Here is a 17,600-nt window from a genome sequence, read left to right as displayed (position 1 = left end):
GCGGGCGCTCAGAGCGGCCGGTTCAACGGAACGGTCCGGTTCAACGGAACGTCCGGTTCAACGGAACGTGCGCTCCAGCAGATCGAGCAGCGCCACCCAGTGCCGCTCGGTCCCCTCCGCGTGGTACGCCGCCGTGTCGGCCTGCGTGTACCCGTGGTGCGCGCCGGGATAGACCTCGCTGCGATGCCGTACGCCCGCCTTGGTGAGCGTCGCGTCCAGCAGCTCGATCTGCTCGGGCGGCATCGAGGCGTCCTCGTCCGCGTGGCCGAAGTACAGCTCGGCGGTGACGTGTTCGGCGACCAGATGCGGGCTGTCCGGGGCGTCGGTCGCCAGCCGGCCGCCGTGGAAGCCCGCGGCGGCGGCGACCTGGTCCGGATAGGTGCCCGCCGTGAGCAGGGCGAGCCGGGCGCCCATGCAGTAGCCCGTCAGCGCCACCGGACCGTCGGCCACGAGCGGGCTCCCTGCCAGCCAGCCCAGATAGGCGCCCGCGTCCCGCATCGCCGGTTCGGGGGTGAGGGACGTCATGACCGGGCCGATCGCCTGCCACAGGTCCGGCCGCGCGTCGGTGTCGATGAACTCCGGCAGCTCGAAGACCGGCGCACGGCCGTGGCGGTAGAACACGTTCGGCACCAGGACCGTGTACCCGGCCTCGGCGAGCCGGTCGGCCATCGACCGCAGATGCGGGCGCAGACCGAAGGCGTCCTGGTAGAGGAGCACGCCGGGGTGGGGGAGCCCGTCACCGGGGTGGGCCAGATAGGCGTCGGCGACGCCGTCCTCGGTGGGGATGTCCACGGCTGTTCCCTGAACGGAGGTCATGGGGGATGCCTCTCTGGCTCTGTGCGTCCACGACGGTGCGTGCGCCGCCGGTCGGGCGCGGCCGGGGCTGTGATCATCGTTGCATGGGCCACGTAAATGGCTGACAAAGTCCCGGCACGGGCCCCGCCCCGCCTCACTCGAATCGCGTGACGTCCCCCGCGCCCCGCCGGACGATCTCCGCCTCGCCGTTGGAGAAGTCGATGACCGTCGTCGGTTCGGTGCCGCACTCGCCGGAGTCGACCACCGCGTCCAGCACGTGGTCGAGGCGGTCCTTGATCTCCCAGCCCTGCGTCATCGGCTCGTCCTCGTCGGGCAGCAGCAGCGTGCTCGACAGCAGGGGCTCGCCCAGCTCGGTCAGCAGGGCCTGGGTGACGACATGGTCGGGGATGCGCACCCCGACCGTCTTCTTCTTCGGGTGCTGGAGCATGCGCGGCACCTCGCGCGTGGCGGGCAGGATGAAGGTGTAGCTGCCCGGCGTCGACGCCTTGATGGCGCGGAACACGTCGTTGTCGATCCGCACGAACTGACCGAGCTGCGCGAAGTCCTGGCAGACGAGGGTGAAGTGGTGCCGGTCGTCGAGCTGCCGGATGGAGCGGATCCGGTCGATGCCCTCCCGGCTGCCCAGCCGGCAGCCGAGCGCGTAGCAGGAGTCCGTCGGGTACGCGATGAGGGCATCGGCCCGGATACTGTCCGCGATCTGGGAGATCGTGCGCGGCTGCGGGTTGTCGGGGTGCACGTCGAAGTACTTCGCCATCCGCCGAGCTTATGCCGTGGGCGGGACGCCCGCCGCGCACCGCTCCCCGCCCGCCCGGCGAGCGTGTGGCAGAAAACCGGTGGACCCGCTTCTCTCAGGTCGTGGACCGGGAAGACCACAGGCCCGGGGTGAGGTACGGTCCCGGTCGGATACGCCTCGGGCGTTCCGATCACCATGTCGTTGAACGAACATGTCGTCCGGCGGCATGTCGTCGGACTAAGGAGAAGGGTGACGTGGGCGGCGCACAGGACGGGGCACGCACGACGGGCACCGGGGTGCCGTGGGCCGAGGAACTCCTCGACCATCTGCGCCCCACGGGCCGGGACGTCCGCCGGATCGTCGCCTGGCTCGCGGACGGTGTGCGCGGCACGGTCCTGCTCCAGGACCACAGCGGCACCCTCGTCGCCGGCAGCCGCACCGCGCTCGACGAGGACCTCGTCGCCGAGATCGTCGCGGGCCGGATCGCCTCCGCCGCCTGGGACGGCGAGGGCCGACACCAGCGCCTCGTACGGGTCGAGCAGCCCCGCACCTCCGGGGTCGGGGTGCTCGCGGTGTCCCGCACCGAGCCCTTCGACCGGCGCGCCGCCGACATGGTGACGCACACCGCGCAGGTCCTCGAACTCCTGCTCAGAGCGCACGAGACGGCCGCCGCCGGACACCGCCTCGAACAGGCCACCTCCGATCTGCGCCTGGCGATCCTCCAGCTGCTCATGGTCGAGGACATCGTCTCGGCGCGCCGCGTCGCCGCGGGCCTGTGGCCCGGCCTCCTGGACACCGACTCCGCGTACGTCTACGTCGTCGAGGGCGCCGCCGACGAACGCGACCGGCTGCTCGCCGAGTGCCTGGCCGCCACCGCGGAGCGGGCCCTGGTCGTGCGCTGCCCCGCGCTGGACCAGCACGTGATCGTGCTGACGCCCGTCGAGGGCGCCGCCCGCGCACTGCGGACGCTGATCGACCAGCTGCCCGGGACCTTCCTCGGCGGCAGCTCCCGGCAGAGCCTCGCCCGTACCGCCACCGCCTACGGACAGGCCGTCAGCGCCCTCGCAGTGGCCCGCTTCCGGCCCGGCAACGCCGCGGTCTACGCCGAGCGCACCCACCCCGAACGGCTGATGGACCCCGAGGCGCTGCGGACCTGGACCACCCGCCTGCTGCGGCCCCTGGACACGCTGCCGCACCACACCCGCGCCGAACTCCTCGCCACCACCCGGCTCGGTCTGGAGTTCACCGCGGTCAACGCGGCGAAGATCCTCGGCGTCAGCCGCAACACCGTGCGCGCCCGCATGGAACGCGTCGAGGGCCTGCTCGGCACCGCCTTCACCGACCTCACCGTCCGCGCCCTGGTCCACCTGGCGCTCAACACCCAGGCCGCCCTGGACCAGGGCCCGGGCGGCCACTACGGAGTCCCGGAGCCCGCGGCCACCCGGCTCGGGGAGGCGCTGGCGGGGCCCGCCCTCACCTCCTGGGGGCAGGACCTCCTCGGCCGGCTCGACGCCGACGGCCGCGATCTGCGCCGCACCCTGCGCACCTGGATCACCGCGGGCGGCAACTCCGAACGCGCCGCCCAGCGGCTCGGCGTCCACGCGCAGACCGTCCGGGACCATGTGCGCAGCGCCGAACCCGTCCTCGAACGCCAGCTGCTGGCCGGGGGCAGCGACCTCTACGAGGTCGTGCTGGCCCATCTGGCGACCGGCGAGCTCGATTCACCCGGTCTGGATCGGTGAGATTGAATCGATTCGCCGGGGCCGGCACGGGGGATTCGGCCGCTCTGGGCACCAGAAAACGCGCTATTCGGACTCACTTGTGCACAGGTGAGTGATGCGCGTGGTGCAACGGGCACGGACACGATTCACAAGCACACGGTCCTTTACGTAGGTTTGAAGCACAGGGGCACGACCGGAACGGGGGACCGGTTGGGCCCCTGTCCTCTTCTCCGGGCCCCCGTCGGGTCCGTGCGCCCACGTCCTCGTCCTCGCGCGCCCTCAGCCGCGCAGCCGCACCGGGACCTCCCGCCAGCCGAACGCGATGAACGACGGCACCTGGCGCAGTTCGCCGTCCTCGACCGCCAGCCGCAGCCCGGGGAAGCGGTCGAAGAGGGCGGGCAGCGCCGTCATCGCCTCCACCCGGGCGAGCGGGGCGCCGACGCACCGGTGCACGCCGATCCCGAACGCCAGATGGTCCTCCGCGCCGCGCGCCGCGTCGAAGACGTCCGCGTCGGGCCCGTAGTGATCGGGGTCCAGGCCCGCGGCGGCGAACGTCGTGAGGAGGGCGTCGCCCGCCGGGACGGTGACGCCGCCGACCGTCAGATCGGAGACCGCGAACCGCAGCGGCAGCGCCGCGATCGACGGGTGCGCCCGCAGCGTCTCGTCGACGACCGCGTCCCAGCCGACCTTCCCGGCCCGCACCGCCGCGAGCTGCTCGGGGCGCCGCAGCAGCGCGACGATCGCGTTGCCGATGAGATTGACGGTCGTCTCGAAACCGGCCCCGATCACCAGCAGCAGCGTGTACACCAGCTCCTCGTCGCTGAGCCGGTCGCCGTCCTCGTCCCTGACCCGGATCAGCTCGGAGGTCAGATCGTCGCCGGGACGCCCGGCGCGATGGGCGATCAGCGCGGGCAGCACCGTGCCGATCTGCCGCTGCACGAACGCCGCGTGCTCCGGGGACGGATCGGAGGTGTCCATGATCGCGGCGATGAGACCGGCGGTGTCGTCCACCAACTCGTCCGGCACACCGAAGAGTTCGCAGATGATCCGCATGGGCAGGGGATGGGCGAGGGCCGCCCGCAGATCGACGGTCCCGCGGTCGTCCCGCGCGGCGATCGCGTCGAGCAGCTCCGCTGTGATCGCCTCCACCCGGGGCCGGATCGCCTCCGTGCGCCGGTGCGTGAAGCTCGGCGCGACCAGCTTGCGCAGCCGCGCGTGGTCCGTGCCGTACGTGGAGAGCATGTTGACCACGCCGACCCAGCCCAGCACCCAGCCCCAGGAGGGGTGTTCGCCCATCTCCGGCCACAACGCCCAGTGCTTCCGGGGGTCCTTGCTGACGCGGGGGTCGAGGATCAGCTCCTTGAGGACGTCGTACCCGGTGGGCGCCCACGCGGGGATGCCGCCGGGCAGTTCCACGGGGACGATCGGGCCGAGGGCGCGCAGCTCGGCGCACTCGGCCGCCAGGTCCGCGCCGAACGGGTCGATGACGAAGCGGTCCGTGACGGTCACGCGTCTTCTCCTGGCTGGTCGGGGGAGCGAGGGCTGAACCGGACCGGCAGCGCCGTCAGTGAGCGGTGGAACGGGCCGGGCCGCCAGGTCAGTTGCTCGCGCGGCTTGGTCGGAGCGAGGTCGGGCAGCCACTGGGTGAGCCGTTCCACGGCCTCCGTGGCGATGAGCAGGGTGTGCTGCTTGACCGGGCAGGCGTGCGGGCCCGCCGACCACGACAGGTGCGAGGCGTCCTTGGGGCCACCGGTCCGCGCGCGGTGCGCGAGCGCGCCGTAGGAGATCACCACCGGTACCGCCTCCTCCACCCAGGTGCCGTGGAAGGAGAGCGGGTGCCGGGCGTAGTGGATGCCGTAGTTGGCCAGCGGCGTCTCGTGGTGCAGGACCTCGACCACCGCGTCCATCACGGGGCGGGCGCCGCTGGTGAGGGTCGAGTAGTAGTCCGGGTTGCCGAGGACGCGGGACAGTACGTTCGACACCAGGTTCGCGGTCGGCTCGTGACCGGCGCCGAGGGTGAGGAACACCTGCCAGGTGACCTCCTCGGGCGTGAGGCGCGCCGGATGCTCCAGGAGCCGGCTCGGCAGGTCGTCGCCCGGCCGCTCGGCCTTCGCGGCGATCAGCTCCAGCACGTACCCGCCGAACTCCGCCTCGCCCTCGGCGGCTTGGGCGCCGCCCTCCATCATCTTGCCGAGCGCCCCGTCGAGCCGGTCGCTCTGGCTGTCCGGCAGCCCGAACAGGCCGTTGAAGACCAGCGCCATCAGCGGCCGGGCGAACTCGCCCACCAGATCGGCCCGTCCGCGCGGCCCGAACCGGCTCACCAGCAGATGCACGGCCCGGTGCACCCGCTCCCGCAGGTCGTGCGGCTCGACGAGCGCGAACGTGTCGATGAGCGCGGTGCGGTAGCGGACGTGCGCGGCGCCGTCCGCGAAGAGGGAGTTGGGGCGCCAGCGCATCATGCCGAGCACGGGGGAGTCGTCCGCGACCGTCGATTCCCAGGGCCGTGGATCGTGGGAGAACGTCACCTCGTCGTGCAGCAGGTCCAGCGCGGCCCGCCGGCCCGTGACCACGTACGCCGTCACCTCGGGCGCCAACTCCGCCCAGCCGACCGGGCCCTGGGCGCGGAGCGCGTCGTAGTAGCGGTCGGGGTCGCGGGCGAAGTCGTTCTCCCACAGCCGCACAGGCGTGATCATCGGGTCTCCCGGGGATGCGCGGCGAGGTGTTCCACCAGCGCGAGCAGGGCGTCGATCGAGGAGTTGGTGTCCCGCGCGTCGCACGTGACCATCGGGGTGGCCGCGTCCAGGTCCAGGGCCGCGCGCAGCTCGTCGTCCGTGTGGCGGCGGGGCGCGTCCGGGAAGTCGTTGAACGCGACCGCGTACGGCAGCCCCGACTCCTCCACCAGGCCGAGGACGTCGAAGGACGCGTCGACGCGGCGGCCGTCGACCAGCACGAGGGCGCCCAGCGCGCCGTACGCGATGTCGTCCCACAGGGCGCGGAAGCGTTCCTGGCCGGGTGTGCCGAAGAGATACAGCACGACTCCGCCGGTGAGGCTGACCCGGCCGAAGTCGATGGCGACCGTCGTCGTCGACTTGTCCCGCACACCGACGAGCCGGTCCGTCCGTGCGGACGCCTCGGTGAGGTGTTCCTCCGTGTGCAGCGGGGCGATCTCGGACACCGAGTCGATCAGCGTAGTCTTGCCGACACCGAACGGCCCGGCGACGAGAATCTTCACCAAGTCGCTTGCCGTGTCCGGCAGATGCACGCCGTCGGTGGGGCGGGCGCTAGTCGTGCTTGAGGGCGCGGAGGCCATCGGCCACTCTCTTCAGCAGGTCGGGGTCGAAACGGTCGGCGGGCGGGACGGGGGCACGGGACAGCGCCAGCCCCCGGTCCAGCAGGGCGCTCGCCAGCACCCGCACCGCGGACACGGGCAGCCGCAGCAGCGCCGCCGCCTCCACCACCGTCAACGAGCCCTCGTCCAGGGCCTCCAGCAGCGCCGACTCGGCCGCGGGCAGCCCCAGCGGCGCCGCACCACCGCTCCCGGAGAGCAGCGACAGCCGCTCCAGATGAGGCCGAGTCGGCCGCGCGAGCCCTCCGGTGGAGAGATAGGCGGGGACGAGGGGGCGGCCGTGGGTGGCGGGGCGCGGGGCCTGGGGGCGAGGTTCCGGGGACGCGCTCGGCCGGGGGCCGCCCGCCGGCGTGGGGGATGGACGCGGGCCGTCGGGTTCGCGTGCGGCTGCCGCCGGGGCGTCCCATGGCCCGCGCCGGTGGGGGTCGGGGCTGTGGGGACGCGGATGCGGAGCGCCTGCGTCGGACGCCGGTGTGTCGCGGTGCGCCGACGGTCCGGCCTGGGGCGTACGGGTGAGGGGGGCGCCTGGGGCGGGGGCGACCGGGTCGAGACGGGGCGGCCCGTTCTGAGCGCGGTCGCTCGCGCTCGGCCGGGCATGCCGGATGCCTGAGCCGGGTTCGGGGGCGTGGGGGCGTGGCGCGGTGGGGGTGTTGCCGGGGGTGCCGGGGTCGGCTGTGTGGAGGTGGGGGTGGTCCGGGGTGGTGGGGTGCGCGCCGTCGGCTGTGGAGGGGCGTGTCGGGTTCGGGGGTGGGGCCGCGGTCCTGGGGTGGTTGCCGCTGGTGTCGGGGTCGGTTCTGTGGGGCTGGGGCTGGGGCTGGGGTTGTGGGGTGCTTGGGGTGGGGGTCGGGGTGGGCTGGGGGCCCGCGGGCTGTGAGCTGTCGGTTGAGGCGGGGCGCGGTGTGTTCGGGGTGTCGTGGCGGGGCGCTGTTTCCGTTCGTGGGTGGTTGGTGGTGGCTGGGTGGGGGTGGGAGCTGCCGGTGTCGGGGTTGGTTCTGTGGGGGTGGGGGTGGGGTGCGTCTGGGGTGGGGTGGGGGGTTGGGGGGAACGGGGTGCCGGCGGGCTGTGTGTTGTCGGTGGTGGCGTGGCGTGTGGTGTTTGACCCGCCGCTGTTCGGGAGCGGTGTTTCTGTTCGTGGGCGGTCGGTGGTGGCCGGGTGGGAGCGGTTGCCGCTGGTGTCGGGGACGGTTCTGTGGGGGTGGGGTTGTGGGGTGTCTGGGGTGGGGTGCTGGGGTGGGGTGGGTTGGGGGCCCGTGGGCTGTGAGGCGTCGGTTGTCGTGGGGCGCGGTGTGTTCGGGGTGGCCGCGTTCGGAGGTGGTGTCGCCGTTCGGGGGTGGGAGTCGCTGGTGTCGGGGCCCGTCCTGCGGGGGTGGGGTTGTGGGGTGCCCGGTGAGGCGGGGTGCGAGCCGGTGGAGGCGCTGGGGGAGGGGGGCTCGCTGTGGGTGCGGGGAAGTGGCGTCGAGCGGTCCCAGGGTTCGCCCGCGATGGGGTCGGACCCGGCCGTGCGCCGCGCCGGGTCGGACGGGGCCGCGCTCGGTGGGTGGGGGGCGTCCGGCGGAGGCGTGTCGTCCCAGGGTTCACCCGGAGCCGGGGCGGCGGTCGGGCCGGGGCGGTCCCACGGCTCGCCCGGGGTGCGCGCCGTCATGCCGGTGCGCCGGGGTCGCTCCCTCGGGGTGCCGCGGACATGGCCTTCTCGCCGAGGCGCGCGACCTGGGAGTGGACGCGGTGGGCGAGCAGGTCCAGCCGGACCTCGGGGCCGCCGTACGCGGCCACGCACGTGCCGTGCTCGGTCGGCACGATCAGCACGTATCCCCGGTCCGACTCGATGACGACCTGCCGCACCTCGGCCCGGTCCCGGTCCGCGAACGCTGCCGCGGCGGTGCGGCACGCGCCCTGCACGGTGCTGGTGATGGCGGCGACCCGCTCGGCCGAGGGCCGTGACAGCGCGTCGGTGTACCCCGTGACGAGGCCGTCCCGGGTCAGCAGCACGGCGGCCCGGACATGGGGCACCTCCAGGATCGGTTCCAGCACCCAGGCCGTGTCGCCTGCCTCGCGGCTGGTCATCGGGCCGTTCCCTCCTCGTGGTCGGTGTCATGGGCCAGGACGGTGTCCGCGCGGGCGGCGGCCGTACCGGACTGGAGCGCGCCGAGCGCGGCGGCGGCCTCCTCGGGGCGGCGCGCCGAGTGCTCCGCCGCGGGTGTCTCCGCGGCGGTGACACGGGTACGGCGACGCCGCTGCGGGAGCGGTTCCTCGACGGTGTGCTCCGGGGCGCGGCGCGTGGAGCGCGGGGTGCTCGCGGCCGGGGGCTGTTCCTCGGGGTCGATACGGCTGAGGAGATGGCTCTCGACGCGCAGCACCGCGCGTACCCCGCCGTACGGCGACGGCGAGGACAGGTCGACGACCAGGTCGAACTGCCGGGTCAGCCGGCCGATCGCGGCGAGCCCCATGCGGGGCGGATCGCCGAGGTCGGTGAGCAGGATCGGGTCGTGGCAGCCCACCAGGCGCTGGGCGAAGGCCCGTTCGTCCCGGGTCATGCCCACGCCGTAGTCGTCGACCGTGACGCACACCCCGTGCGGGACCTGCTCCAGGTTGACCACGACGTCGGTGTCCGGCGCGGAGTGCCGCAGCGCGTTGTCGAGGAGTTCGGCGACGATGATGGCGACGGGCTCGACCGCGTGGGAGACGAGGGCGGTGCCGGTCTCCAGGTGGTTGTGCACCTTGACCCGCTCGTAGCCCGCGAGCCGCGACTGGCCGCCGGTGACGGCCTCGACGAGATGGGACTCCTCACGGGCGAGCCCCACCCACGCCCCGCACACCACGGCCGCGACCTGCGCGCGGCGCAGCGACTGCTCGTTCTCGTGGTCCAGTTGGAACAGGATCTGCGCCAGCTCCGGATCGTCGAAGCGCTGTTGCAGCTGGCGGATCGCGTCCTGGAGGCGGTACAGGGCCGCCTGGATCTCCCGGGTGGTGCCGCGCATCCCCGCCTGCGCGGCCGAGTCGATCCGGGTGCGCTGCGCGGCCAGTTCGGTGCGCAGCCCCAGCAGGACGCTCTCCAGGGCGATCCCGAGCGCCGTTCCCGCGGTCTGCGGCTGGAGCGGACCGGGCAGTGTCACATGAGGGTGGTCGAGCTGCCGGGCGGCGGCGGGCATGCGCCGGGCCGCCAGATAGTCGACCTCGGCGATCAACGCGGGTATCGCGGCGTCGAGATGGGAGCGCAGTGCGGCGTTCTCCGTGCGATGGCGCTTCAGTTGACGCCGGGACCGCAGCAGTCCGCCGCCGAGGACGAGGGCGGTCAGCGTGCCCAGGGCGAGGCCGCCCACGGCCAGGTCCGGTAATTCGATCATCGAATCGGCGTCCAGGAGGAGTCGGGCACGAGAGTGGGGCACCTGCGGTTCCCGGCAGGGCGTCGTCAGCGACGTTGTCGAAACCCTGTGAGAGGCCTTTCGCTGCACAGTACACACCGTCATCGCCCCATCTCGCACGGTTGCTCAATACTTCCTTCCGAAACTGCCCTCCCTCTGTTCGCATCTGTTCCGTGTGTCGGAAATGCCGTGCGGTGAGGGCGAGTTGGGAGCGACCGGGCGGGCCACCCCGCTCCCGGTCCCGGTCCCGCTCCCGGTCCCGCCGTGCCGCCGTGCCGCGCCTGAGCGTCGAATGTAAGTCTTGGCTTATATAAGCAGGGCATGGCATAGTCGGTCACGTGCATGCCTTCGACGTACTCGGGGATCCGGTCAGACGCCGGATATTGGAGCTGCTGGCCTCGGGTGAGCAGCCTTCGGGCGAGGTCGGTGCCGTGATCCGGGAGGAGTTCGGGATCTCCCAGCCCGCCGTGTCGCAGCATCTGAGGGTGCTGCGGGAGAGCGGGTTCGCGTCCGTGCGGGCGGAGGGGACCAGGCGGCTGTACGCCGTCCGGGCCGACCCTCTGCGCGAGGTGGACGCCTGGCTGGAGAGGTTCCGGGGCTTCTGGGACCAGCGGCTCGACGCCCTCGGGACGGAACTCGCCCGGGGCAGGCGTGAACGCGGACTGCGAGAGGAAGCGAGCGGAGATGACTGACTTCGTCGACCAGATCAACCGACTGCACCGGCAGGTCGGCACCCGGCGGGTCGAGGCGGGCGAGGCCCGCACCGTCCTGATGCGGCGCACCTACGACGCGGGCATCGCCGACGTGTGGGACGCGGTCACCTCGCCGGAGCGCATCGCCCGCTGGTTCCTCCCCGTCAGCGGGGAGTTCGAGGTCGGCGGGCGCTACCAGCTCGAAGGGCAGGCCGGGGGCGAGATCCTGGAGTGCGCCGAGCCGGAGCGGCTGCGGGTGAGCTGGCTGTTCGGCCCCGACCCCGGGTTCAGCGAGGTCGAGGTGCGGCTCACGCCCCAGGGCGACGAGCGAACCCTGTTCGAGCTGGAGCACGTCGCGGTCGTGCCCGAGGAGTTCTGGGGCCGGTTCGGGCCGGGCGCCACCGGCGTCGGCTGGGACCTGATGTCCCTCGGCCTCGCCCTGCACCTCGCCGGCGGCCGTATGACGCAGGAGGAGAGCGTCGCCTGGCAGCTCTCGGACGAGGGCAAGGAGTGCGCGAGGATCTCCGGCACCGCGTGGGGCGCCGCCTACACCGCGTCCGGCGCCGACGCCGGGACCGTCGAGTCCACCACCAGGGCGACGATCGCCTTCTACACCGGCGCCGCCGGGTAGCGCACCGCCGTCAGGGCTTCGCGCCCCAGGTGTGGGCCACGTCCACCACGACCCGGCCGTCCAGCGGCAGCACCCGGAACGGGAGCCTGCCGCGGACGCCGAGGCCGAACTGGGTGTCGCCCTCGAAGCTGCCCGCGAACCGGGCGTCCCGGAACGTGCGGTACCCGGTGAGGTCCACGCCCGGCAGCGGACGGCCCACCCGGCCGGGATAGGTCGGGGCCCCGGTCGCGGGGTCGTACGCGGGCGCGGCCACGCGCACCTCCAGGACTGCCCCGCCGGACACCGGGACGACCCGCCCCGAGCCGTCCTGGCGCAGCCGGTCGACGTACCGGACGGAGTAGCCGAGCGCGGCCTTGTCCGCCCCGGGTACGTCGATGACCAGCCGGTCGTAGCAGGCGCTCCGGCCGGTCCGCGCGTTGCGCACGGAGTCGGTCGTGCCGGCCTCCCGGCTCTTGGTCTGGCTGCCCCAGCCGGTCGGGCAGGTCGCGGCGGCGGCCTGTGCTGGGGCCGCGGCCGGCCCCAGCGTCGCCGTGACGAGAGCGGCCGTGATCCATGCGGTTCGGGTGCGTCGCATGATGTCCCCCAGGGTTGTTGTGCCTGATATCTGGTGAGACAACCCGGACGGGTCAATGGTTGCAGCTTGTCCCGGTATCGCGCCACGCGGACCGCCCGCGGCCCGCGTGGCCCGCGGTCAGACGGTGTGCAGCGTCCTCTTCGCCAGCTCGAAGGCCGGGAGCATGTCCTTGTGCTCTTCCTCGTCCATGCCGCCGAGGTGCACGACGACCGGGCCGTCCGGGGTGACGACGGCGAAGGCGGCCTCCGGTTTCGTCTCCTCCAGGAGCTCGCTCGTGCTCAGGTACGACACCTCGGCTCCGGTCAGGCCGTCCGCCTCGAAGGAGCTGTACCGGGCCTTGTCCGTGCCGTCCTGGCCCGCGACGAACGCCTTGAGGACGGCCTCGGCGTCGTCCTCGCCGGGCTCCGCGGTGTAGACCCGGAGGAAGCCGATGTGCCCGGCGGGCTTGGCGTCGATCTCGCACACCAGCGAGACCGGCCCCTGACGGAGCAGCGCCGCCAGGTCCTCTCCGCTCCCGCTGCCGTCGCCGTCCCCTTCGGGGTCGGCGGACGATCCGTCCAGCGCGTCCGCCCGCCACTCGGCCGCGGTGTCGAAACCCACCGGGAGCAGACAGGCCGAGCCCGCCGCACCGACCGTCCCCCCGCGCACGGCGCCCTCGGAGGCGCTCGCCGACACGCTCGCGGACGCCTTCGCGTCCTCCTTCTCCCCGCTCGCCCCGGTGTCCTCGGAGCACCCCGCCAACACCCCCGCCAGCAACGCCACCTGCGCCATCCGACGCCCCGCGTTCCCCGCCCTGACCAGCACCGCCGTGTCTCCCTTCGATCGAGGCGGCACACATTAGCGGAGGGTGCCGACGACCGGCCCGGGCGCGGAAAACCGGATGCCCCGGGTCGCCGCAGGTCAGCACAATGGGGCGGAGGAGAAAGGTGGCCGATCATGACCGTTCCGAACGTCCTGCTGTCCGGCATCGTCGGCTCGACCGCGTACGGCCTCGCGCACGAGGGCTCCGACGTGGACCGGCTCGGCATGTTCGCCGTGCCCACCGAAGCCCTGCTCGGCCTGCGCACACCGCGCGAGTCCCATGTCAGCACCGACCCGGACCGGACCCTGCACGAGGCCGCCAAGTGGTGCCGTCTGGCGCTGGGCGGCAACCCCACCGCCATGGAACTCGCCTGGCTGCCGCCCGAGTTGTACGAGGTGCGGACCCCGCTGGGCGACGAACTGATCGGCCTGCGCATGTCGTTCCTCAGCGCCAAGCGGATCCGCGACGCCTATCTCGGGTACGCCACGCAGCAGTTCCGGCGGCTGGAGAACCGCGCCCCCGACCACCGCACCGCGAAGCACGCGCGGCACCTCAAGCGGCTGTGCCATCAGGGCCTGGAGCTGTACGCCACCGGCCACCTCACGATCCGTCTCGACAACCCGGACGAGTACCGCGCGTTCGGCGAGCGCGTGGCCGCCGACCCGTCGGCCGCCCGCCCGCTCCTCGCCCGGTACGAGACGGCCTTCGACGAGACCCGCCCGGCGCTGCCGGACGAGCCGGACGAGGCGGCGGTGGAGGCGTGGCTGCTGCGCGTCCGTGCCCGCTTCTACACACCCATGGCGGCCTGACCGCCCAGAGGCAGGAAGGTCAGACGAACTCGACGGGGTAGAGATCGGTGCGCGCGACCGCCGCGTCGCGCTCGGCCGCGAGGGCGGTGCGCCGCTCGTCGGACAGGTAGCCGTCGTATCCGGCCCGCTCGGTGAACTCGATCAACTGCACCTCGTCCGGGCGGCCTTCGGCGCCGTCGGCTCGCGCCCGCTGCACCACCTTGCCGCCGTGCTCGCCCAGCAGGGCCAGAACCCTGTCCTCGTAGGCGGCGAGCGCGTCGGCGCGGCCGGGCCGGGCCCACAGCAGGACACAGAACTGAATCGTCATGGTGTTCGACCCTAGCGCCGCCGGGGTGCGGTCACCGCCCGCGCCGCCGGCCGAGGAGGAACTTTGACCCCACCACGGCACTACATCACCACGACCATCCCGTACGTCAACGCCCGCCCGCATCTGGGCTTCGCCCTCGAACTCGTGCAGGCGGACACCCTCGCCCGGCACGGCCGGCTGCGCGGCGCCGACGTCCGGCTGACGAGCGGGACGGACGACAACTCCCTGAAGAACGTGCTGGCCGCGCAGGCCGAGGGCGTCGACGTGCGGACCCTGGTGGACCGCAACGCGGACGCGTTCGCCGCGCTGCGCGAGCCGCTGGCCCTCTCCCTGGACGACTTCCTGCGCACCAGCGCCGACCCCCGCCACCGCATCGGCGTCGAGCGGCTGTGGCGGCGCTGCGCGGCGGCCGGCGACCTGTACCGCAAGGAGTACGAAGGGCTCTACTGCGTCGGCTGCGAGCAGTTCTGGACGCCGGACGAACTCGTCGACGGCAGATGCGCAGAGCACGGCACCGAACCCCGGCGCGTCGCCGAGGAGAACTGGTTCTTCCGGCTGTCCCGGTACGCCGGCGGGTTACGGGAGCTGATCACGGACGGCACCCTGCGGATCGAACCCGCCGTCCGCCGCAACGAGGTGCTGGCCCTGATCGACGGCGGCCTGCACGACTTCTCCGTCTCCCGCTCCCGCACCCGCGCCCACGGCTGGGGCATCCCCGTGCCCGACGATCCCGGCCAGGTCGTCTACGTCTGGTGGGACGCCCTCGGCAGCTACGTCACCAGCCTCGGCTACGGCACCGGCGACCCCGCCCACGACCACTGGTGGACGGCCGGTGACCGTCGTATCCATCTGGTGGGCAAGGGAGTTGTGCGGTTCCACGCCGTGTACTGGCCCGCCATGCTGCTGTCGGCCGGGCTGCCGCTGCCTACGGACGTCCTCGTCCACGACTATCTGACCGTCGGCGGACGCAAGATCAGCAAGTCCGGCGGCGCGACCGTCGATCCGGTGGCGCTGACCGCGGAGTACGGCACGGACGCGGTGCGGTGGTGGCTGCTGCGGGACGTGCCCCGGGTGGGGGACGCCGACTTCACCGTGGACCGGCTGGTCGAGCGCGCCGACGCGGACTTCGCGGGCGGCCTCGGCAACCTCGTCCACCGGGTCGTGACCATGGTCCACCGGTACCGGGACGGGATCGTGCCCGAGTCCGTCGCGGCGTCCGACCCGGCCTCGGTGGCCCTGGGGGAGGCCTGCCGGGAGGCTCCCGGCAGGATCGACGAGGCCCTGGAGGGGTTCGACTTCCGGCGGGCGCTGCGCGCGGTGCGGGAGATCGTCGAGGCGGCGAACCGGTGCGTCGAGGCGACCCGGCCCTGGGAACTGGCCCGGGCGGGCGAGGCGGAACGGCTGGACGCGGTGCTGGGCGCGCTCGTCGCCGCGTGCCGTGTCCTGGCCGGTGAACTGCGTCCGTTCGTCCCCGAGTCGGCGGAGCGGATCGCCCGGCGGGTGACGCCGGTGGACGGCGTCCTCCCGTCCGCGCCCCCGCCGTTCCGCCGGCTCGGGGGGTGAGGTCACCAGCGGGGCAGCTTCAACTCGTAGGAGGGGTCGAAGCGTTGCATGTAGCCCGTGTCGTCCCGGCCGCGGACACCGGAGTCCACGTACAGCCGGTGCAGCCGGTCGAGTGCCTCGTGGTCGAGCTCGACGCCCAGACCCGGACCCGTGGGCACCTTCACCGCGCCGTCCCGCAGCTCCAGGACGCCCGGGACGATCACGTCGTCGGCGGAGTTCCACGGGTAGTGCGTGTCGCAGGAGTGGTCGAGGTTCGGGATGGCCGCGGCGACATGCGTCATCGCGGCCAGGCTGATGCCCAGATGCGAGTTGGAGTGCATCGACAGGGCGATGCCGAACGCCTCGCAGACGGCGGCGAGTTCGCGGGTGCGGCGCAGACCGCCCCAGTAGTGGTGGTCGGTGAGCAGGACCTGCACGGCGTTCTGCTCCACGGCGGGCCTGAGGTGCTCCCAGGCGACCACGCACATGTTGGTCGCCAGCGGCATGGGGGCGTCCCGCGCCACCTCCGCCATGCCCTCGATGCCCCTGGTCGGGTCCTCCAGGTACTCCAGCACCCCGTCCAGTTCACGCGCCACGTGCAGTGAGGTCTCCACCGTCCAGGCGACGTTGGGGTCCAGGCGCAGCGGCTGACCGGGGAAGGCCTCGGCCAGCGCGCGGATCGCGGCGATCTCCTCGTCCGGCGGGAACACACCGCCCTTCAGCTTGAACGAGCGGAAGCCGTACCGCTCCTGCATCAGCCGGGCCTGCTCGACGATCCCCGCCGGGTCGAGGGCGGCGCCCCAGTCGTCACCCACCGCCGGACGGCCGTCGAGCGCCGGGTGCTCGGCCCACTTGTAGAAGAGGTAGGCCGCGAAGGGCACCTCGTCGCGTACGGCGCCGCCGAGCAGGTCGCTGACCGGGCGGCCGAGCAGCTTGCCCTGGGCGTCCAGACAGGCGACCTCCACGGCCGAGGTCGTCCAGCCGCGCTCGTGCGAGCTGGGCACGGTGGGCAGCAGGGCGGCGTCGATCGCGGCGGACAGGGCCGTCGTGTCGAAGACGTCCATGCCCGGCACCACCTTGGCCGCGGTCAGGAGCCGCTCCAGCCGGACGGCGCCGCCGGTGGACTCGCCGAGGCCCACCGTGCCGTCCTCCAGGACGAGTTGGAGGACGATCCGCAGGGCGAGGGGCTCGTGGACGCCGTTGGAGTTGAGCAGCGGCGGGTCGCGGAAGGCGATCGGGGTGACGATCAGTTCCCTGATCCGGGTCGGGTTCGTGGGGTTCATGCGTGGACCGCCTCCAGGCCGTGATCGATGAGTTTCGCGAGCCGCGCCACATGCTCCGGAGCCGGGTCCACCAGCGGGGCCCGTACGCCGCCCACGTCCAGGCCTCTGAGCGTCACGCCCGCCTTGACCAGTGCCACCGCGTACCCGGGCACCTCGTCGCGCAGGCGCACGAGCGGGCCGTAGAACTCGTCGAGCAGGGTGGAGACCAGCGTGTCCTCGCCCCGGGCGAGGGCGCCGTGGAAGGCCAGGGCGATCTCGGGGGCGAAGGCGAAGACGGCCGACGAGTACAGGCCGACGCCGATGCCCCGGTAGGCGGGCGCGGTCATCTCGGCGGTCGGCAGACCGTTGAAGAACAGGAAGTCCCGGCCCTCGGGGAGGGCGCGGACGGCCCGGACGATCCGGTGCATCCCCTCGATGTCCCCGATGCCGTCCTTGAGGCCGACGACCTGCGGGAGGGCGGCGATCGTGGCGGCCGTCGCGGGGGTGAGGCGGGCGGTTCCGCGCTGGTAGAAGACGACGGGCAGGTCGCTCGCCGCGGCGATCTCCTCGACGTAGCGCACCAGGCCCTGCTGCGGGGCCGTCACCAGGTACGGCGGGAGCAGCAGGATGCCGTCGGCGCCCGCGCGGGCGATCCGGGCGGCCTGGTCGCGGGCGACCGGGACCGGTCCGCCGGCCGCCGCGAGGACGGGCACCCGGCCCGCGGTCGCGGCGACCGCGACCCGGGTGGCCCGCTCGATCTCGTCCGGCGTCAGGGCGTGGAACTCGCCGGTGCCGCAGGCGACGAAGACGCCGCCCGCCCCCGCGGTGACCCCGGACTCGATGTGCCGGGCCAGCCGTTCCTCGTCCAGGGACCCGTCCGCGGTGAACGGTGTCACCGGGAAGAACAGCACTCCTTGGAACTTCATGTCTCCCGCTCTGCGCACTCCGGAGGTTCATATATTCATGTACATGAACCAGCTTCACGTTTCTAAATGATCAGCCCAAG

Annotated in this window: 18 protein-coding genes; 5 read left to right on the top strand and 13 right to left on the bottom strand. The window is 73.1% G+C overall.

Features of this window, described 5'->3' with window-relative positions; genetic code table 11:
• Nucleotides 1-57: 57 nt before the first annotated feature.
• On the bottom strand, nt 58-816 hold the full coding sequence (locus ACIPSE_RS29595; protein ID WP_401668220.1) for a dienelactone hydrolase family protein: 759 nt from the start codon (nt 814-816) through the stop codon (nt 58-60).
• 133 nt (nt 817-949) lie between these two features.
• Entirely contained in the window at nt 950-1,570 is a 621-nt protein-coding gene (locus ACIPSE_RS29590; protein ID WP_401668218.1) for an L-threonylcarbamoyladenylate synthase, read from the bottom strand.
• A 233-nt stretch (nt 1,571-1,803) separates the two neighbouring features.
• Here ACIPSE_RS29590 and ACIPSE_RS29585 point away from each other — a divergent pair, with 233 nt between their 5' ends.
• Nucleotides 1,804-3,291, top strand: coding sequence for a helix-turn-helix domain-containing protein (locus tag ACIPSE_RS29585; RefSeq protein WP_401668216.1), 1,488 nt, complete (start codon nt 1,804-1,806; stop codon nt 3,289-3,291).
• Nucleotides 3,292-3,549: 258 nt separating this feature from the next.
• Here the strand turns inward: ACIPSE_RS29585 and ACIPSE_RS29580 are convergent, their stop codons facing one another.
• The 6 genes from ACIPSE_RS29580 to ACIPSE_RS29555 form a co-directional block, all read right to left on the bottom strand.
• Nucleotides 3,550-4,779, bottom strand: a complete 1,230-nt coding sequence (locus ACIPSE_RS29580; RefSeq protein WP_401668213.1) for a cytochrome P450 — start codon at nt 4,777-4,779, stop codon at nt 3,550-3,552.
• Nucleotides 4,776-5,963 (bottom strand): cytochrome P450, encoded by a 1,188-nt coding sequence (locus ACIPSE_RS29575; protein ID WP_401668210.1) that lies wholly within the window; start codon nt 5,961-5,963, stop codon nt 4,776-4,778. Before ACIPSE_RS29575 ends, ACIPSE_RS29580 begins: the two co-directional genes overlap by 4 nt.
• Entirely contained in the window at nt 5,960-6,580 is a 621-nt protein-coding gene (locus tag ACIPSE_RS29570; RefSeq protein ID WP_401668207.1) for a GTP-binding protein, read from the bottom strand. Before ACIPSE_RS29570 ends, ACIPSE_RS29575 begins: the two co-directional genes overlap by 4 nt.
• A complete protein-coding gene (locus ACIPSE_RS29565; RefSeq protein WP_401668303.1) occupies nt 6,552-6,833 on the bottom strand; it encodes a DUF742 domain-containing protein in 282 nt (93 codons plus the stop codon). The genes ACIPSE_RS29570 and ACIPSE_RS29565 overlap by 29 nt, the downstream gene beginning before the upstream one ends.
• 1,421 nt (nt 6,834-8,254) lie before the next feature.
• On the bottom strand, nt 8,255-8,677 hold the full coding sequence (locus ACIPSE_RS29560) for a roadblock/LC7 domain-containing protein (protein ID WP_401668204.1): 423 nt from the start codon (nt 8,675-8,677) through the stop codon (nt 8,255-8,257).
• Nucleotides 8,674-9,957: an ATP-binding protein gene (locus ACIPSE_RS29555; protein WP_401668202.1), complete on the bottom strand. Its 1,284-nt coding sequence runs from the start codon at nt 9,955-9,957 to the stop codon at nt 8,674-8,676. Before ACIPSE_RS29555 ends, ACIPSE_RS29560 begins: the two co-directional genes overlap by 4 nt.
• 356 nt (nt 9,958-10,313) lie before the next feature.
• Between ACIPSE_RS29555 and ACIPSE_RS29550 the strand changes: the two genes are divergently transcribed.
• Together ACIPSE_RS29550 and ACIPSE_RS29545 are read left to right on the top strand one after the other, a co-directional pair.
• Complete coding sequence (locus tag ACIPSE_RS29550) at nt 10,314-10,667, top strand: ArsR/SmtB family transcription factor (RefSeq protein WP_401668200.1); 354 nt, start codon at nt 10,314-10,316, stop codon at nt 10,665-10,667.
• Complete coding sequence (locus tag ACIPSE_RS29545; RefSeq protein ID WP_401668198.1) at nt 10,660-11,298, top strand: SRPBCC family protein; 639 nt, start codon at nt 10,660-10,662, stop codon at nt 11,296-11,298. The genes ACIPSE_RS29550 and ACIPSE_RS29545 overlap by 8 nt, the downstream gene beginning before the upstream one ends.
• Before the next feature lie 10 nt (nt 11,299-11,308).
• Here ACIPSE_RS29545 and ACIPSE_RS29540 read toward each other — a convergent pair whose 3' ends face one another.
• Nucleotides 11,309-11,872 (bottom strand): hypothetical protein, encoded by a 564-nt coding sequence (locus ACIPSE_RS29540; RefSeq protein WP_401668196.1) that lies wholly within the window; start codon nt 11,870-11,872, stop codon nt 11,309-11,311.
• A gap of 117 nt (nt 11,873-11,989) precedes the next feature.
• Complete coding sequence (locus ACIPSE_RS29535; protein WP_401668194.1) at nt 11,990-12,676, bottom strand: lipoprotein; 687 nt, start codon at nt 12,674-12,676, stop codon at nt 11,990-11,992.
• Nucleotides 12,677-12,808: 132 nt separating this feature from the next.
• On the opposite strand from ACIPSE_RS29535, the gene ACIPSE_RS29530 reads away from it, so the two are divergent.
• Nucleotides 12,809-13,483, top strand: coding sequence for a DNA polymerase beta superfamily protein (locus ACIPSE_RS29530; RefSeq protein WP_401668191.1), 675 nt, complete (start codon nt 12,809-12,811; stop codon nt 13,481-13,483).
• Between the two features lie 19 nt (nt 13,484-13,502).
• Here ACIPSE_RS29530 and ACIPSE_RS29525 read toward each other — a convergent pair whose 3' ends face one another.
• The gene (locus tag ACIPSE_RS29525; RefSeq protein ID WP_401668189.1) at nt 13,503-13,790 is read right to left on the bottom strand and encodes a hypothetical protein; all 288 of its coding nucleotides are present in this window, start codon (nt 13,788-13,790) and stop codon (nt 13,503-13,505) included.
• Between the two features lie 63 nt (nt 13,791-13,853).
• On the opposite strand from ACIPSE_RS29525, the gene ACIPSE_RS29520 reads away from it, so the two are divergent.
• The gene (locus tag ACIPSE_RS29520; RefSeq protein WP_401668186.1) at nt 13,854-15,353 is read left to right on the top strand and encodes a methionine--tRNA ligase; all 1,500 of its coding nucleotides are present in this window, start codon (nt 13,854-13,856) and stop codon (nt 15,351-15,353) included.
• Nucleotides 15,354-15,355: 2 nt separating this feature from the next.
• Here ACIPSE_RS29520 and ACIPSE_RS29515 read toward each other — a convergent pair whose 3' ends face one another.
• Together ACIPSE_RS29515 and ACIPSE_RS29510 are read right to left on the bottom strand one after the other, a co-directional pair.
• A complete protein-coding gene (locus tag ACIPSE_RS29515; RefSeq protein ID WP_401668184.1) occupies nt 15,356-16,615 on the bottom strand; it encodes a glucarate dehydratase family protein in 1,260 nt (419 codons plus the stop codon).
• Nucleotides 16,612-17,520, bottom strand: coding sequence for a 5-dehydro-4-deoxyglucarate dehydratase (locus ACIPSE_RS29510; RefSeq protein WP_401668182.1), 909 nt, complete (start codon nt 17,518-17,520; stop codon nt 16,612-16,614). Before ACIPSE_RS29510 ends, ACIPSE_RS29515 begins: the two co-directional genes overlap by 4 nt.
• Between the last annotated feature and the right edge of the window lie 80 nt (nt 17,521-17,600).

The sequence above is a fragment of the Streptomyces sp. NPDC090106 genome, assembly GCF_044747265.1.
In the GTDB taxonomy this organism is placed as follows: Bacteria; Actinomycetota; Actinomycetes; order Streptomycetales; family Streptomycetaceae; genus Streptomyces.
Note: the sequence above shows the minus strand (reverse complement) of the source record. Positions and strands in the feature narration are given on the sequence as shown.

Bases quoted from the DNA above. Each gene is read 5' to 3' on its own strand.
- ACIPSE_RS29595 (WP_401668220.1), bottom strand. From the start codon at position 816: ATGACCTCCGTTCAGGGAACAGCCGTGGACATCCCCACCGAGGACGGC.
- ACIPSE_RS29590 (WP_401668218.1), bottom strand. From the start codon at position 1,570: ATGGCGAAGTACTTCGACGTGCACCCCGACAACCCGCAGCCGCGCACG.
- ACIPSE_RS29575 (WP_401668210.1), bottom strand. From the start codon at position 5,963: ATGATCACGCCTGTGCGGCTGTGGGAGAACGACTTCGCCCGCGACCCC.
- ACIPSE_RS29570 (WP_401668207.1), bottom strand. From the start codon at position 6,580: ATGGCCTCCGCGCCCTCAAGCACGACTAGCGCCCGCCCCACCGACGGC.
- ACIPSE_RS29560 (WP_401668204.1), bottom strand. From the start codon at position 8,677: ATGACCAGCCGCGAGGCAGGCGACACGGCCTGGGTGCTGGAACCGATC.
- ACIPSE_RS29555 (WP_401668202.1), bottom strand. From the start codon at position 9,957: ATGATCGAATTACCGGACCTGGCCGTGGGCGGCCTCGCCCTGGGCACG.
- ACIPSE_RS29545 (WP_401668198.1), top strand. From the start codon at position 10,660: ATGACTGACTTCGTCGACCAGATCAACCGACTGCACCGGCAGGTCGGC.
- ACIPSE_RS29540 (WP_401668196.1), bottom strand. From the start codon at position 11,872: ATGCGACGCACCCGAACCGCATGGATCACGGCCGCTCTCGTCACGGCG.
- ACIPSE_RS29530 (WP_401668191.1), top strand. From the start codon at position 12,809: ATGACCGTTCCGAACGTCCTGCTGTCCGGCATCGTCGGCTCGACCGCG.
- ACIPSE_RS29525 (WP_401668189.1), bottom strand. From the start codon at position 13,790: ATGACGATTCAGTTCTGTGTCCTGCTGTGGGCCCGGCCCGGCCGCGCC.
- ACIPSE_RS29515 (WP_401668184.1), bottom strand. From the start codon at position 16,615: ATGAACCCCACGAACCCGACCCGGATCAGGGAACTGATCGTCACCCCG.
- ACIPSE_RS29510 (WP_401668182.1), bottom strand. From the start codon at position 17,520: ATGAAGTTCCAAGGAGTGCTGTTCTTCCCGGTGACACCGTTCACCGCG.